At 63.2% G+C, this 14843-nt stretch carries 16 protein-coding genes; 14 read left to right on the top strand and 2 right to left on the bottom strand.

What is annotated here, in order from left to right; genetic code table 11:
* Positions 1-42: 42 nt before the first annotated feature.
* From AC1Q6E_RS11425 to AC1Q6E_RS11380, 10 genes are all read left to right on the top strand, one after another.
* Positions 43-804, top strand: coding sequence for a class II aldolase/adducin family protein (locus AC1Q6E_RS11425; RefSeq protein ID WP_152798047.1), 762 nt, complete (start codon positions 43-45; stop codon positions 802-804).
* A gap of 346 nt (positions 805-1150) precedes the next feature.
* Positions 1151-1747 carry an ATP synthase subunit I gene (locus AC1Q6E_RS11420; protein ID WP_492572760.1) on the top strand — a complete coding sequence of 199 codons (597 nt, stop codon included), beginning with the start codon at positions 1151-1153 and terminating at the stop codon, positions 1745-1747.
* A gap of 78 nt (positions 1748-1825) precedes the next feature.
* Entirely contained in the window at positions 1826-2692 is an 867-nt protein-coding gene (atpB, locus tag AC1Q6E_RS11415; RefSeq protein WP_492572759.1) for a F0F1 ATP synthase subunit A, read from the top strand.
* A gap of 243 nt (positions 2693-2935) precedes the next feature.
* Positions 2936-3178 carry a F0F1 ATP synthase subunit C gene (atpE, locus tag AC1Q6E_RS11410; protein WP_087782618.1) on the top strand — a complete coding sequence of 81 codons (243 nt, stop codon included), beginning with the start codon at positions 2936-2938 and terminating at the stop codon, positions 3176-3178.
* Positions 3179-3260: 82 nt separating this feature from the next.
* On the top strand, positions 3261-3731 hold the full coding sequence (locus tag AC1Q6E_RS11405; protein WP_296555730.1) for a F0F1 ATP synthase subunit B: 471 nt from the start codon (positions 3261-3263) through the stop codon (positions 3729-3731).
* Positions 3732-3821: 90 nt separating this feature from the next.
* Complete coding sequence (locus AC1Q6E_RS11400; protein WP_152798050.1) at positions 3822-4361, top strand: F0F1 ATP synthase subunit delta; 540 nt, start codon at positions 3822-3824, stop codon at positions 4359-4361.
* A 53-nt stretch (positions 4362-4414) separates the two neighbouring features.
* Complete coding sequence (gene atpA, locus AC1Q6E_RS11395) at positions 4415-5956, top strand: F0F1 ATP synthase subunit alpha (protein ID WP_152798051.1); 1542 nt, start codon at positions 4415-4417, stop codon at positions 5954-5956.
* A 62-nt stretch (positions 5957-6018) separates the two neighbouring features.
* Positions 6019-6897 (top strand): F0F1 ATP synthase subunit gamma, encoded by an 879-nt coding sequence (gene atpG / locus AC1Q6E_RS11390; RefSeq protein ID WP_152798052.1) that lies wholly within the window; start codon positions 6019-6021, stop codon positions 6895-6897.
* A 42-nt stretch (positions 6898-6939) separates the two neighbouring features.
* Positions 6940-8358 carry a F0F1 ATP synthase subunit beta gene (gene atpD, locus AC1Q6E_RS11385; protein ID WP_124692004.1) on the top strand — a complete coding sequence of 473 codons (1419 nt, stop codon included), beginning with the start codon at positions 6940-6942 and terminating at the stop codon, positions 8356-8358.
* 149 nt (positions 8359-8507) lie between these two features.
* Complete coding sequence (locus AC1Q6E_RS11380) at positions 8508-8930, top strand: F0F1 ATP synthase subunit epsilon (protein ID WP_152798053.1); 423 nt, start codon at positions 8508-8510, stop codon at positions 8928-8930.
* A gap of 150 nt (positions 8931-9080) precedes the next feature.
* On the opposite strand, the gene AC1Q6E_RS11375 is transcribed toward AC1Q6E_RS11380, so the two are convergent.
* Both AC1Q6E_RS11375 and AC1Q6E_RS11370 read right to left on the bottom strand, forming a co-directional pair.
* Positions 9081-9863, bottom strand: a complete 783-nt coding sequence (locus tag AC1Q6E_RS11375; RefSeq protein ID WP_492572758.1) for an alpha/beta fold hydrolase — start codon at positions 9861-9863, stop codon at positions 9081-9083.
* A gap of 24 nt (positions 9864-9887) precedes the next feature.
* Positions 9888-11048 (bottom strand): Bug family tripartite tricarboxylate transporter substrate binding protein, encoded by a 1161-nt coding sequence (locus AC1Q6E_RS11370; protein WP_492572757.1) that lies wholly within the window; start codon positions 11046-11048, stop codon positions 9888-9890.
* Between AC1Q6E_RS11370 and AC1Q6E_RS11365 the strand changes: the two genes are divergently transcribed.
* The 4 genes from AC1Q6E_RS11365 to AC1Q6E_RS11350 all read left to right on the top strand — a co-directional run bounded on the left by AC1Q6E_RS11365 (position 11043) and on the right by AC1Q6E_RS11350 (position 14836).
* The gene (locus AC1Q6E_RS11365; RefSeq protein ID WP_492572756.1) at positions 11043-11720 is read left to right on the top strand and encodes an IclR family transcriptional regulator; all 678 of its coding nucleotides are present in this window, start codon (positions 11043-11045) and stop codon (positions 11718-11720) included. The genes AC1Q6E_RS11370 and AC1Q6E_RS11365 overlap by 6 nt on opposite strands.
* A 250-nt stretch (positions 11721-11970) precedes the next feature.
* On the top strand, positions 11971-13305 hold the full coding sequence (locus tag AC1Q6E_RS11360; protein WP_492572755.1) for an aromatic ring-hydroxylating oxygenase subunit alpha: 1335 nt from the start codon (positions 11971-11973) through the stop codon (positions 13303-13305).
* A gap of 11 nt (positions 13306-13316) precedes the next feature.
* Complete coding sequence (locus AC1Q6E_RS11355; RefSeq protein WP_296555743.1) at positions 13317-13838, top strand: aromatic-ring-hydroxylating dioxygenase subunit beta; 522 nt, start codon at positions 13317-13319, stop codon at positions 13836-13838.
* Positions 13839-13912: 74 nt separating this feature from the next.
* Positions 13913-14836 (top strand): 2-hydroxyacid dehydrogenase, encoded by a 924-nt coding sequence (locus AC1Q6E_RS11350; protein ID WP_492572754.1) that lies wholly within the window; start codon positions 13913-13915, stop codon positions 14834-14836.
* Positions 14837-14843 lie beyond the last annotated feature (7 nt).

The following is a 14843-nucleotide window of genomic DNA, read 5'->3' as shown; positions in this document are numbered from 1 at the left end:
CGCCCGCGCGCGCAGGCGGATTTTCACCAGGATGGAGCGGATATGGCGAAGGCGGCGGGACCTGCCGGCATGGGCGAGGCGGAATGGGCGGCGCGGGTGGACCTGGCGGCGTGCTACCGATTGGTGGCGCATTTCAGGATGGACGACCTGATCTACAACCACATCTCGGCCCGCGTGCCCGGCGCGCATGGGCATTTCCTGATCAATCCCTATGGCCTGGCCTACGAGGAGATCACGGCGTCCAGCCTGATCAAGATCGACCTGGACGGCAACGTGGTGGACGACGGCGGCCAGGACTACGGCATCAACCACGCCGGCTTCGTGATCCACTCGGCCGTGCACCGCGCGCGGCCGCAGGTCGATTGCGTGATCCATACCCATACCCCCGCGGGCATGGCCATCTCGGCGCTGGAATGCGGCCTCCTGCCGTTGTCCCAGACGGCGATGTTCTTCGGCAAGGTGGCCATGCACGAGTATGAGGGCGTGGTGGTGGACCTGGGCGAACAGCAGCGCCTGGTCGCCGACCTGGGCGACAGCCAGGCGATGATCCTGCGCAACCATGGCCTCCTGACGGTCGGACCGTCCATCGCCGAAGCCTTCACCGCCATGTACTGGCTGGAACGCGCCTGCCAGGCCCAGGCGATGGCCATGGCTTGCAACACTCCGCTGCACCTGCCGACCCCACCCGTGGTCGAGCTGACCAACCACCTCTACAAGCCCACCACCCGCCGCCCTTTCGGCCTGCTCGAATGGCCGGCCTTACTACGCCTGTTGGACCGCCGCGACAATTCCTATAGGTCATGACCCCCCTAAGCCCTGACGGGCGCCCCCCAGGGGCGGTACTGGCGGACCGGCAAAGCCGGATCCGCGGTGCCCTGGATCAAGGCAAGCATGCGGTGCTCCGCACCGAGATAACCCCACCAGACCCAGGATGCGGTGGATCCGGCTCCCCCGGTCCACCCGCATCGCCCCCTTGAGGGGGCGCCCGAAGGGCGTAGGGGGTGGGTTTCCCTTCCGGTCCACCCGCATCGCCCCCTGGGGGGCGCGTGAGCGCGTAGGGGGAGCCACCTCCATTTGATCGGCTGGGGTAAACCCGCTATACTCGTATGGTTTGTCGGAAAGCAGGTCTTGAAAAGGTGCAAGTCGTCCGATGAAGACGATCGAAGACGATCCGCGCCCTTCAGACGCATACGGAAAAGCGGCCAGCAGAAGCGGAGCCACGGGGACTGCGCAGCAGGAGACATCCAGCGCGCGCGACCGGGAGACCGGCGAACCTGATCCATGGGGTTGGGAGGCTCGCGACGCCGAGCGTCTGCGTTCCAATGAACAGATAGAACCGCTTCGGCTTACCGAAGCAGAACGGATGGTGTTGCGCCGGCAGGCCGTGCGGGACTTGCTGCGTGCGATAATTGTTCAGATTGCTGTCAGCATAGTCGTTGCCGTGCTGGCCTACGCGGTGTCCGGGAGTGCCTCAGGGCTCTCGGCGCTGGCTGGCGCCGCGGCATACGTCATTCCCAACGCCTTGTTCGCATTCAGGCTGATTCTGAGTGTGCAGAAGCCGGGGGGAGCAAACCCCGCAACGTTTTTCTTCGGCGAGTTCTTCAAGATCGCCGTCGCTGTCGTGTTCATCGTCGCAGCGGCGAAGTTCGGTCGTGAATGGCTTGTTTGGCCCGCCTTTCTGGCGGGCTTGGTGTGTGCGCTCAAAAGCCAGTGGCTGGTACTGGCTTTCGGCAAGAAAATGGATTGAAGATGGCGGCGCGTGTGGGACATCCCGGCCGGCATCGCGAGAATTTCAAAATCAGGTCGTAGGATAGAAACCCCCGATATGGCTTCCACCACAGCGCCGACCGCGTCCGAGTACATCGTCCATCACCTGGGACACCTGAACAATACCGGACAGAAGCAGTCCCTTATCGCCGATTTCTCGGTCATCAACTACGACACGCTTTTCTGGTCCATCTCCATGGGCCTGCTGGTCGTGTTCCTGTTGTGGCTGGGCGCCCGCCGCGCCACCGCGGGCGTTCCCGGCAAGATGCAGGCCTTCGTCGAGATCCTGGTCGAGTGGGTGGACGAGGAAGCCAAGGGCATCGTCCACAATGCCACCTCCCGCAAGTTCGTCGCGCCGCTCGCGCTGACGGTGTTCATGTGGATCGTCTTCATGAACGCGCTCGACCTGTTGCCGGTCGACCTGCCCCACTACCTGTTCACCCTGGTCGGCCTGGACGACGTCATCCACTATCACCGCATCGTGCCCACGGCCGACCTGAACGCGCCGATCGGCATGTCCATGGGCGTGCTGCTGCTGATGTTCTACTACGGCATCAAGATCAAGTCGCCCGGCGGCTTCGTCAAAGAGCTGTTCACCGCGCCTTTCCACGCGCATGGTCTCGGCGCCGTCGTCCTGGCCCCCTTCAACTTCCTGCTGAACGTCATCGAATACGCGGCCAAGATGGTTTCGCTGGGCATGCGGCTGTTCGGCAACATGTTCGCCGGCGAGCTGATCTTCATGCTGATCGCCATGCTGGGCGGCGCGTGGGCGGGCCTGAACGCCACCAGCGTGGCCCTGGGCTTCGGCCACATCCTCGCCGGATCGATCTGGGCCATCTTCCACATCCTGATCGTCGTGCTCCAGGCCTTCATCTTCATGATGCTGACCCTGGTGTACATCGGCCAGGCCCACGAAGGGCACTGATCGGGCTCCCCCGTACGCCCTGCGGGCGCCCCCCAGGGGGCGGTGCTGGCGGACCGGCGGAGCCGGATCCGCGGCACCCTGGGTGAAGTTGGAGGCTGGCGGATAGCAGTTGCTCGCCGGTGAGTTGTTTGGAAATGCGGGTCGGGGCGGGTTTCGCCGCGATCCTGTAGCAAGTTAGCAGTATCCGTGGTTTCGATTTTTCAACATAACTAGTCGTTTTACGATTCATATCAAGGAGTTGTCATGACCAACGTCGCTCTCGTCGCTCTCGCTTGCGGTCTGATCATCGGTCTGGGTGCCATCGGCGCTTGCCTGGGAATCGCGATCGTCGGTGGCAAGTACATCGAAGCCTCGGCTCGCCAGCCCGAGCTGATGAACCCCCTGCAAACCAAGCTGTTCCTGCTGGCCGGCCTGATCGACGCCGCCTTCCTGATCGGCGTGGGTATCGCCATGCTGTTCGCTTTCGCGAACCCGTTCGTCGGCTAAGACCTCTATTCGACATGACCGCTCCGTGACGCGGCCCCGGCCCTCGTCACGGATGATGTCCTTTTCCGAATAAGGAAACACCGTGAATCTGAACGCGACACTCGTCTTCCAGATGCTCGTGTTCTTCATTCTGGCGTGGTTCACGATGAAGTTCGTGTGGCCGCCTCTGATGAAGTCCATCGAAGAGCGCCGTCTGAAGATCGCCGAAGGCCTCGCCTCGGCCGAGAAAGGCAAGGCCGAACTGGTGCAGGCCGAGGCCCGTATCGGTCAGATCGAAGCCGCTGCCAAGTCTGACAACCAGGCTCGCCTGGCCCAGGCCGAGAAGCAGGCCGTAGCCCTGATCGAGCAAGCCCGCAAGGACGCCGAGGCCGAACGTGCCCGCATCCTCGAGCAAGCCCGCCAGGAAGCGCAGCAGGAAGCCCAGCGCGCCCGCGAAGGCCTGCGCGATGCCGTGGCGCAACTGGCCGTGAAAGGCGCCGAGGAAATCCTCAAGCGCGAAGTCAACGCCCAGGTGCATGCCGAACTGCTCGGCCAGTTGAAGGCGCAGTTGTAATGAAGAACCCGCGCGGGTGGCACGAGCAACGCGTGCCGCTCACGCGTTTGCGAATCACCTCGCTAACCGTATCAGGCATCGAGAGCCACCATGGCTGAACTGTCCACCATCGCCCGGCCATACGCTGAAGCGCTGTTCGGCGTCGCCCGTGCAGATAGCGCAGGCCTTGCCGCCTGGGCCGAGCTTGTCGCCGAAATGGCCCAGGCAGCCGCGCACCCCGAGGTGCGCAGCGCCATCGCCGATCCCAAGCTCGACGACGCACAGCGAGTCGAATTGTTCACGGCGACGCTGAAGACGCCTCTTTCGCCCGCCGCGCGCAATTTCGTGACGCTGTTGGTCGAGAACGACCGTCTGCTGCTGCTGCCCGAGATCGCATCGCAGTTCCTGTGGCTCAAGAACCGCCACGAGGGCACCGCCGATGCCGAGATCGCCAGCGCCTTCGCGTTGACCGATGCCCAGGTTGCCGACCTGGTCGCCGGGCTGGAAAAGAAATTCGGCGTGAAGATCAAGCCCACCGTCCGGGTCGACGCTTCGCTGATCGGCGGCGTGCGAGTGGCCGTCGGGGATCAGGTGCTCGATACCTCCGTGCGTGCGCAGCTTGATCGCATGCGCGACGCGCTCGTCGCATAGTTCGGTCGCTGCGCACACATCGGCACCGAGAGAAAGGATTCCAGGAGTCAACCATGCAACTCAATCCGTCTGAGATCAGCGAATTGCTCAAGAGCCGCATCGAAGGCCTGAGCAACTCTGCTGACATCCGTACCCAAGGCACGGTCGTGTCCGTGACCGACGGTATTACCCGCATCCACGGCCTGTCGGACGTGATGCAGGGCGAAATGCTCGAGTTCCCCAACAACACCTTCGGCATGGCGCTCAACCTCGAGCGTGATTCCGTCGGCGCCGTGATTCTGGGCGACTACACCCACATCTCGGAAGGCGATACGGTCAAGTCGACCGGCCGCATCCTGGAAGTCCCGGTCGGTCCGGAACTGAAGGGCCGCGTGGTCGACGCGCTGGGCCAGCCGATCGACGGCAAGGGTCCGATCAACGCCAAGGCCACCGACGTCATCGAGAAGGTCGCCCCGGGCGTGATCGCGCGCAAGTCGGTGTCGCAGCCGGTGCAGACCGGTCTGAAGGCCATCGACGCCATGGTGCCTATCGGCCGCGGCCAGCGCGAGCTGATCATCGGCGACCGCCAGACCGGCAAGACCGCCGTCGCCGTCGACACCATCATCAGCCAGAAGGGCAAGGGCCTGACCTGCGTGTACGTGGCGATCGGCCAGAAGGCCTCGACCATCAGCAACGTGGTCCGCAAGCTCGAAGAGCACGGCGCGCTGGAATACACCATCGTCGTGGCCGCTTCGGCCTCGGAATCGGCCGCGATGCAATACATCGCCGCCTACTCCGGCTGCACGATGGGCGAATACTTCCGCGACCGCGGCGAAGACGCCCTGATCATCTATGACGATCTGACCAAGCAGGCCTGGGCCTATCGCCAGGTCTCGCTGCTGCTGCGCCGCCCGCCCGGCCGCGAAGCCTACCCCGGCGACGTGTTCTACCTGCACTCGCGCCTGCTGGAGCGTGCCGCGCGTGTCAATGAAGAGTACGTCGAGAAGTTCACCAACGGCGAGATCAAGGGCAAGACCGGTTCGCTGACCGCGCTGCCCATCATCGAAACGCAGGCCGGCGACGTCTCCGCCTTCGTTCCGACCAACGTGATCTCGATCACCGACGGCCAGATCTTCCTGGAATCGGACCTGTTCAACGCCGGTATCCGCCCCGCCATCAACGCCGGTATCTCGGTGTCGCGCGTGGGCGGCGCCGCCCAGACCAAGGTCATCAAGAAGCTGTCCGGCGGTATCCGTACCGACCTGGCCCAGTACCGTGAACTGGCCGCCTTCGCGCAGTTCGCGTCCGACCTGGACGAATCGACCCGTCGCCAGCTCGAGCGCGGCCGCCGCGTGGTGGAGCTGCTCAAGCAGCCCCAGTACCAGCCGCTGCAGGTCTGGGAACTGGCCGTGTCGCTGTTTGCCGCCAACAACGGCTATATCGACGACGTCGAGGTCAAGGACGTCCTGGCGTTCGAGAAAGCCCTGAAGGAATACCTGAAGTCCAAGTACGACGCGCTGGTCGGCCGTATCGAGGACACCAAGGAATTGTCCAAGGACGACGAAGCCGCGCTGCACGAAGCAGTGAAGGATTTCAAGAAGAACGGAGCCTTCTGAAGCAGGGTACACGGGGCGCCCCAGCTCGGCGCCTCTCTGTGAACACTGACAGGGGAAGATAGATGCCCGGAATCAAGGAAATCCGTACCAAGATCAAGAGCGTGCAAAACACGCGCAAGATCACCAAGGCGATGGAAATGGTCGCCGCGTCCAAGATGCGCAAGGCGCAGGAACGGATGCGCACGGCCCGCCCGTATGCCGACAAGGTGCGCAACATCGCTGCGCACATGGCGCAAGCCAATCCCGACTACGAACACGCCTACCTGGCCAAGCGCGACGACATCAAGGCCGCCGGCCTGATCGTGGTCACGACTGACAAGGGCCTGTGCGGCGCGCTGAACACCAACATTCTGCGCGCGGTGCTCAATCGCCTGAAGGACTCCGAGGCGAAGGGCATCAAGGTCCAGACCACGGCCATCGGCAACAAGGGCCTGGGCTTCCTGACCCGTCTCGACGCCAGCGTCGTGTCCCAGGCGGTGCAACTGGGCGACGCGCCCAACCTCGAACGCCTGATCGGCGCGATCAAGGTGCAGTTGGACGCGTATGCCGAAGGCAAGGTCGACGTGGTGTACCTCGCGTACAACCGCTTCATCAACACGATGAAGCAGGAGCCCGTGATCGAGCAGTTGCTGCCGCTGTCGGCCGAACGCTTCGCGCAGACCGAGGAAGAGAAGAAGGCCTACTCGTGGGACTACATCTACGAACCCGATGCCAAGTCGGTCGTCGATGAACTCCTGCTGCGCTACGTCGAAGCGCTGGTGTACCAAGCCGTTGCCGAAAACATGGCGTCCGAGCAGTCCGCCCGGATGGTGGCCATGAAGGCTGCATCGGACAACGCCAAGAAGGTGATCGGCGATCTGCAACTGGTCTACAACAAGACCCGCCAGGCAGCCATCACCAAGGAAATTTCGGAAATCGTGGGCGGGGCGGCGGCTGTATAAGCCGGCGCGACGTCTTAAAGAATCAGGAATCGAGGAATCGATATGAGCAACGGAACCATCGTTCAGTGCATCGGTGCCGTGGTGGACATCCAGTTCCCCCGCGACAGCATGCCCAAGATCTACGAGGCCCTCACGCTGGCCGACGAGAGCTCGGCCTTTGCCGAGAAGGGCCTGACGTTCGAAGTGCAGCAGCAGCTGGGTGACGGCGTCGTCCGTACCATCGCCATGGGCTCGTCCGACGGCCTGCGTCGCGGCATGGCCGTGGCCGCCAGCGGCGCGCCCATCTCGGTGCCCGTCGGCACCGGCACGCTGGGCCGCATCATGGACGTGCTGGGTCGTCCCATCGACGAAGCCGGCCCCATCGCTTCGGAAGAGCGCCGCGCCATCCACCAGGACGCGCCCAAGTTCGACGAGCTGTCGCCCTCCGTGGAACTGCTCGAAACCGGCATCAAGGTTATCGACCTGGTCTGCCCGTTCGCCAAGGGCGGCAAGGTCGGCCTGTTCGGCGGCGCCGGCGTGGGCAAGACCGTGAACATGCTCGAGCTCATCAACAACATCGCCAAGCAGCACAGCGGTCTGTCGGTGTTCGCCGGCGTGGGCGAGCGTACTCGCGAAGGCAACGACTTCTACCATGAAATGGCGGAAGCGGGCGTCATCAACCTGGACAAGATCGAAGAGTCCAAGGTCGCGATGGTGTTCGGCCAGATGAACGAGCCCCCGGGCAACCGCCTGCGCGTGGCGCTGTCGGGCCTGACGATGGCCGAGAAGTTCCGCGACGAAGGCCGCGACATCCTGTTCTTCGTCGACAACATCTATCGCTACACGCTGGCCGGTACCGAAGTGTCCGCGCTGCTGGGCCGCATGCCCTCCGCCGTGGGCTACCAGCCGACGCTGGCCGAGGAAATGGGCAAGCTGCAAGAGCGCATCACCTCGACCAAGACCGGCTCGATCACGTCGATCCAGGCCGTGTACGTGCCCGCGGATGACTTGACCGACCCGTCGCCCGCCACGACCTTCCTGCACCTGGACTCGACCGTCGTGCTGTCGCGTGACATCGCCGCGCTGGGTATCTACCCCGCCGTCGATCCGCTCGACTCCACCAGCCGCCAGCTCGACCCGCAGGTCGTGGGCGAAGAGCACTACGCCGTGGCCCGTGGCGTGCAGCAGACGCTGCAGCGCTACAAGGAACTGCGCGACATCATCGCGATTCTGGGCATGGACGAACTGTCGCCGGAAGACAAGCAGGCCGTGGGCCGCGCCCGCAAGATCCAGCGCTTCCTGTCGCAGCCCTTCCACGTGGCCGAAGTGTTCACCGGCTCGCCCGGCAAGTACGTGCCGCTGAAGGAAACCATCCGTGGCTTCAAGATGATCGTCGAAGGCGAGTGCGATGCGCTCCCCGAGCAGGCCTTCTACATGGTTGGCACGATCGACGAAGCGTTCGAGAAAGCCAAAAAACTGTAATCCCCCCTACGCCCTGACGGGCGCCCCCCAGGGGGCGGCACTGGCGGACCGGCAAAGCCGGATCCGCGGTGCCCTGGGTCTAGTGCCGCTGTCTTGGGGTGGGGTGCTGGTGCAGGTGCTGCGCAGCGTGCGGCACAGGAGAATTGAGTATGGCAACTATTCATGTAGACGTCGTCAGCGCGGAAGCGTCGATCTTCGCCGGCGAGGCGAAGTTCGTGGCGTTGCCTGGCGAGGCGGGCGAGCTGGGCATTCTGCCCGGCCACACGCCGCTGATCTCGCGTATCCGCCCGGGTACGGTGAAGATCTCGCGCGCGGACAACGGCGAGGAAGAGCACATCTTCGTGGCCGGCGGTCTGCTCGAGATCCAACCGGGTACCGTGACGGTGTTGGCCGACACGGCCATCCGCAGCCACGACCTGGACGAGGCCAAGGCCGAGCAGGCTCGCAAGGCGGCGGAAGAAGCGCTGCGCAATGCCAAGGACAAGGCCGAAGTGGCCGTGGTCGAGGCCGAGCTGGCGATGCTGGCCGCGCAATTGGCCGCCATCCGCAAGTTGCGGGGCGGAAGGAGCTAAACGCCCCGGCGCGCCTGTGCGCGCGGCAGTCGGTGGATCATCATTCGCCCGCCCCGGTTCCCACTGCAACGCGATGAGCGTGGCGGTGGGACCGGGGCGCGGTGTTTTCTGCGGGCCCAACGCAACGTTGCGCCTGGCGGCGCGGCGGCGCTATGCCAGCAACTCTCTGGTTCGAAGATAAGAGACGACTATTTCGTCGAAGCCGGCAGGGTCCTCGATGCAGCAGGCATGGCCGGTGCCGGGCAGAATGCGATGGACGGCATTCGGAATCAGGCTGGCGGTCTTGCGTCCGTCGTCGAGCGAAATGTCGAATTCGCCATTGACCACCAAGGTGGGAATGGCCAGCGATGGCAGGCGGGACGTCATGTCCAAGGCCGCCCGCGCCTGGAAGATCTGCGCGATGGCTGCCCCGGACAGGGACGGGCCCACTTCGGCAAATCTATCCAGCAGGTAGGCGCCAAGCCTGGATCGGGCAAACCGCGGAGCGACCAGTTCGTGCAGGTGCTCGCGCTGGTAGCGGGCCACGCCCAGGTTGCCGTAGCCGTCGATGCGGCGGTCGAAGTTCATGCCGCCGCTGCCGCCGCCAACCAGTACGATGGCCCGGAACAACTCGGGCCGCTCGAGGCCGAGCAGCAGTGCGATGCCCGATCCGACGCTCGCGCCCATCAACACGGCCTCATCGATCCCCAGGTCTTCGCACACGCCCAGTACGTCTTCGGCCATGTCGAGAATGGAGAACCCGCCCGATGGTTTGTCCGATCGTCCATAACCCCGGATATCGACCGAGACCACCTTGAACCAGGTGGAAAAGTGCGCCACCTGATAGAGCCAGAGCCGATGATCGAAAGGATTGGCGTGGATGAGGACCATGGGCATGCCCTCGCCGGAGACTTCGTAGTAGATACTGACGCCGTTGCGGGTGCTGTATGGCATGCGAGGCCTGCGCGTTGGCGGGGTTCAGTCGAGCTTGGTACCGGTATTCCGGATGACTGTGCTCCAGCGCTCGCGCTCTTGCATGATGAACTTCGCCATGTCGGCCGGCGTTCCGCCGATCGGGTCCGCATTCATCTGGGACAGCCGCGTCATCGTGTCGGGTTCCTTGAGAATCTCGTTGACCACCGCGGACAGCTTGTTGACGATGTGCTCGGGCGTCTTGGGCGGGGCGGCCATGCCGAACCAGGTCATCGACACGAATCCCGGGATGACTTCGCCGATCGCGGGCACGTCCGGCAGCCCGACTTTACGCGACTCGCTGCCAACTCCGAGCGCGATCAGCTGGCCTTTGCGCACAAAGGGCAGCACCGAGCCGAGATCCACGAAGGCAATGTCGGTTTCGCCCGAGACCACCGCCGCGAGCGCCGGGCCGCTGCCGGAATAGGGGATCTGGAAAATCTTGACCTTAGCCAGCTGCTTGAACATTTCCGCAGCCAGGTGCGGGGTGGAGCCGGTGCCGCCCGAGGAATAGTTGAGCTTGTCCGGCCTTGCCCGGGCGGTTTTCAACAAGTCCTGGAGGTTTTTGACCCCGGATTTGGGATTGGCCACCAGTGTGCTCGGGCTCGTGGCGATGACCGATATCGGAACGAATTCATCCGGCACGAACGTGAGCTTCGAATACAGGGCTTGGCTGGTCACCAGCGGTCCGGGAGCAGTGAAGAGCAGCGTATAGCCATCGGGAGCCGCGCGAAAAACAGCATCGGCCCCGATGTTGCCCGAGCTGCCGGGGCGGTTGTCGACGAAGACGGTCTGGCCCAGGTGCTTGCCCAATTTGTCGGCGATCAATCTGGCGAAGGTGTCGGAACCGGCACCGGGCGCATAGGGCACGATGAAACGGATCGGATGGTTCGGATAGTCGTCGCCCTGTGCGTGGGCGCCCGTACAGAAGAGGAAGGCAGACAGGGCAAGGGCAGAGATTTTCAGGATCTTCATCGCGGCCTCTGGATGGCATGGTGAAACGATGATGAATTCGCGGAATAGGCGTGTCAACAAAAAATAGAAGTTGATTCTGTTTGGCAGAATCCTTACCATTTCCCCATGAACAATGAAATCGTTGCTTCCGTCGACCGCGCCATCCGCATACTGAATGCCTTTGCGGAAGACGGTACGCCCATGACGTTGCACGACCTGTCCTTGCGGACCGGTTTCTACAAGAGCACCATCCTGCGTCTGCTTTCGACGCTGATCGAGCATGGCTGCGTCCTTCGCCTCGACAACGGGACGTACCAGCCCGGGCCGACGCTCGCGCGCTGGGGCCGGCTGTACCTCGGGTCGGTCAAGAGCGAAACCCATATCACCCCCTTGCTCGAGAAACTCGCCGGGGATACCGGGGAAAGCGCGACGTTCTATGCCAGGCAATCGGACGAAACACGCATTTGCGTCGCGCGGGTGGACAGCAATCGATCCATCAGGGACCACGTGCGTGTGGGCGATATCGCGCCGCTCGGAACGGGCGCCGGCGGCAAGGTCCTGCTCAGGTTCGACCCGGCGATCCGGAAGGCCCGCCCGCAGGAAACAATGGTGATCGTCAGCATAGGCGGCCGCGATTCGGAAATCGCGGGGCTTGGGACGCCGGTGTTCGGCGCGGGCGGCTCGCTGCGCGGCGCCATGACCGTTTCCGGCACCGTGACCCGGTTCACCGAGGCGGCGATTGCCAAATACGCCAAAGCCCTGCTTACGAGCGCCATGGAACTGACCGTGTTGTTCGGCGGGGATCCGCAGGCGCATCGGGCGGCCCTCGGTTCCAACCCCATCCGCCTCGAGTTCAGTCCCAAGGGAAAACTCTGCGCTTCCTAGGGCGACTGGCCGGCGCAGGCGCGCCGGTTCTCCACTTCCCGCTTTTCCCGCCATCCCTGGAACCCTCCTGCCGGCGCGCCTGTGCGTAGTTGACAGGCAAAGCCTCCGGCCGCAGAATGAATTCTGAGAGACGGTACTTGATTCTGTCTAGCAGAATTTAAATAAAAGAGGCCTGGTTCTTTATCGAGGAGGCGCCATGATGGCCGATGTTCGATGTGTAGACGTTGCCGCAGGAACCGTGGACCGTCGGATGTTCGTGGACGATGACCTGTTTGCCCAAGAAGTGCGGCAGATCTTCGGCCGCGCCTGGTTGCTGGTGGGCCACGAGAGCCAGATCCCGGATCCGGAAGACTTCATCCAATCGAAGATGGGGACCGACTCCGTCATCGTCACGCGCACGAGACAGGACAAGATCGTCGTCCTGCTCAACAGCTGCCGGCACCGCGGGATGAAGGTCTGCCGGGTGGACGAAGGCAAGGCGCGCGTCTTCACCTGTCCCTACCACGGCTGGACTTACTCGACGGACGAAGAGCGGGTCTCCCGGTCAGGCGAACTGGCGGGCGTTCCGGGTTTCGACGTCCACTACGAGGGCCGCCTCGACAAGGCGGAGTGGGGGCTCAAGGCGGCGCGCGTCCGGGTCTACAAGGGAACGATCTGGGCCACGTGGGACGAGCATGCGCCCAGCCTCGAAGCGTATCTGGGAGGCATGCTGAAGTGGCTCGATTCCGCGCTCGATCACCGCAACGGTGACAGCGGCGGCAGCACGCTGCTGGTCGGGGTGCAGAAATTCCGGGTGCGATGCAACTGGAAGTTCCCTGCGACCAACTTCGTGGGCGATGCCTCTCATGCGGTGACGCACAACTCGGCAAACATGATCAAACTCAATCCGAGCGGAAAGGATGGCCGCAGGGATGAACGCGCCTCCGGCCACGCGGCGTTCGGATGGATCGACCTGGGTCACGGGGGACTGGGCTTCCTGCCCCGCCCCGAAGAAGAATTTCCCCGTCCCGACACCTTCCAACAATTTCCCGCCGCCAGCAACTACCTGCGGGACATGGCGCGGGAACACCTGCGCAAGCGGGCGGGCGGCATCCACTACCAGGGCAAGGGGACAATTTTCCCGAACATGTCGTTCCACGAGGACCAGCCGCGCACGCTGGTGGTTCACCACCCGATCAGCGCCACCGAAACCGAGATGTGGCGCTATTACCTGATCGATGCCGATGCGCCCGACGAGGTCAAGGATATCTTCCGGCATTACTACATGACCTACTCCGGTCCCGGCGGAATGACGGAGCAGGACGACATCGAGAACTGGGAGTCGGCCACCAGGCAGAGCCTGGGAGGCATGGGCCGCGACCTGCCGTTCAACTATGCGCAGGGCCTGGGGGAATCCGAGCCCTGCGACCTTATGCCTGGAGCGGTCTGGTGCGGACGAACCATTACCGAACAGAACCAGCTGATCTGGCTCAAGCGATGGCAGGAGTTCATGGAGGGCCGGTCCTGGGACCAGCTCATGCATCGTGTCGAAGTCGAGAACGATGCTGTTTTTCCCCTCAAGCGGCATGTCGCGGGAGCGAAGTGATGCACGACTCCATGAACGCCATGCTGCGGCTGTACGAGGTTTCCGAGTTTCTCTACAAAGAGGCGGAGCTCCTGTCGGACAGGAAGTACGAAGAGTGGCTCGATACCTTGGCGGAGGACATCTCCTACCGCATGTTCGTGCTTCGCAACCTGTCGGGCAAAGCGCAGGCGACCGAGTATCTCGACGGTCCGCTGGACATCAGCTGGTTCGATGAAGGCAAGGAAACGATCACCAAACGCGTCCAGCAGATCCGCACGCATCAACATTGGGCGGAGGAGCCGCCTTCGCGAACGACGCGCTACCTTACCAACCTGCGCATACTCGAGGCAGATTCCGGCTCCGAGCCCGCGCGGGTTCGGACACGATGCAATTTCATGGTGAACCGGAATCGCAACGAAGCCGACGACCATTGCCTGTATGGACATCGTATCGACCTTCTGGCCAGGCACCAGGACTCGTGGCGGATCAAAGAGCGAAAGATCTACATCAATCAATCGACGATGTTGATGGGGAACCTCAGCTTCATCGTGTAGCGGTCCTCGCCGCATCGGCGAGCGCCATGATCGGTCCATGAAGCATCCTCCTCCCAACGAAGAAGGCACCATCCATGAGCAAGCCCGTGGTCCTGAACATCGCGAAGATACCGGCCGTTCTCCAGCAGTCGCTGGAAAGCGAGTTCGAGCTGAGAACCCTGCACTCGCCCGGCGATACTTCGGAGATTTCCGGCCTGGTCTCTTCCGCGATACGCGGGGTGGACCTCGCCACGCTCGACCAACTGCCGGGCTTGAAAGCCATGTCGATTTTCGGCGTCGGCATGGACAAGGTCGATCTTGCCGCCGCGCGCCGCAGGGGAATACGCGTCGGCTACACGCCCGATGTCCTGAACGATTGCGTGGCCGACCTGGCCATCGGATTGATGATCGCGGCAAGCCGCAAGATTCCGCAGGCGGATGGCTACGTAAGATCGAATCGATGGGCGGAAACAGGCAATGTGTTCGACTTGGGGGATAGGGTAAGCGGTAAGCGCATGGGCATTGCCGGCATGGGAAGGATAGGCAGGATCATCGCGAAAAGGCTTGTCGGCTTCGACGTGGAGATCCGATATTTCTCCCGCTCCGAGGTTCGGGAGTGCTCCCATGAACGCGTTTCCACCTTGCAGGAGCTCGCCGCATGGTGTGACTATCTCTTCATTGCCGTGTCGGGCAGCGCGCAAACCCGGCACATGGTCGATGCCGGCGTACTAGAGGCGCTCGGGCCGCAAGGCTATCTGATCAATGTTGCGCGGGGTAGCGTGGTCGACGAACAAGCGCTGATTGCCGCGCTGGAGAACGAAGCCATCCGGGGCGCCGCGCTCGACGTGTATGAAGTCGAGCCGCTGAAGTCGTCCAGGCTGGCGGAACTGCGAAACACGGTACTGCTGCCGCACGTTTCCAGCGCGACCAACGAGACCCGGACGGCCATGTCCAACATGGTGGTGGAGAATCTGAAGCGATTCTATGCCGGGGAAAGGATGCTGGCGGAACCGGCGTAGGGGCGAT

The organism is Pigmentiphaga sp. MLSB6-MA01 (genome assembly GCF_058793475.1).
Note: the sequence above shows the minus strand (reverse complement) of the source record. Positions and strands in the feature narration are given on the sequence as shown.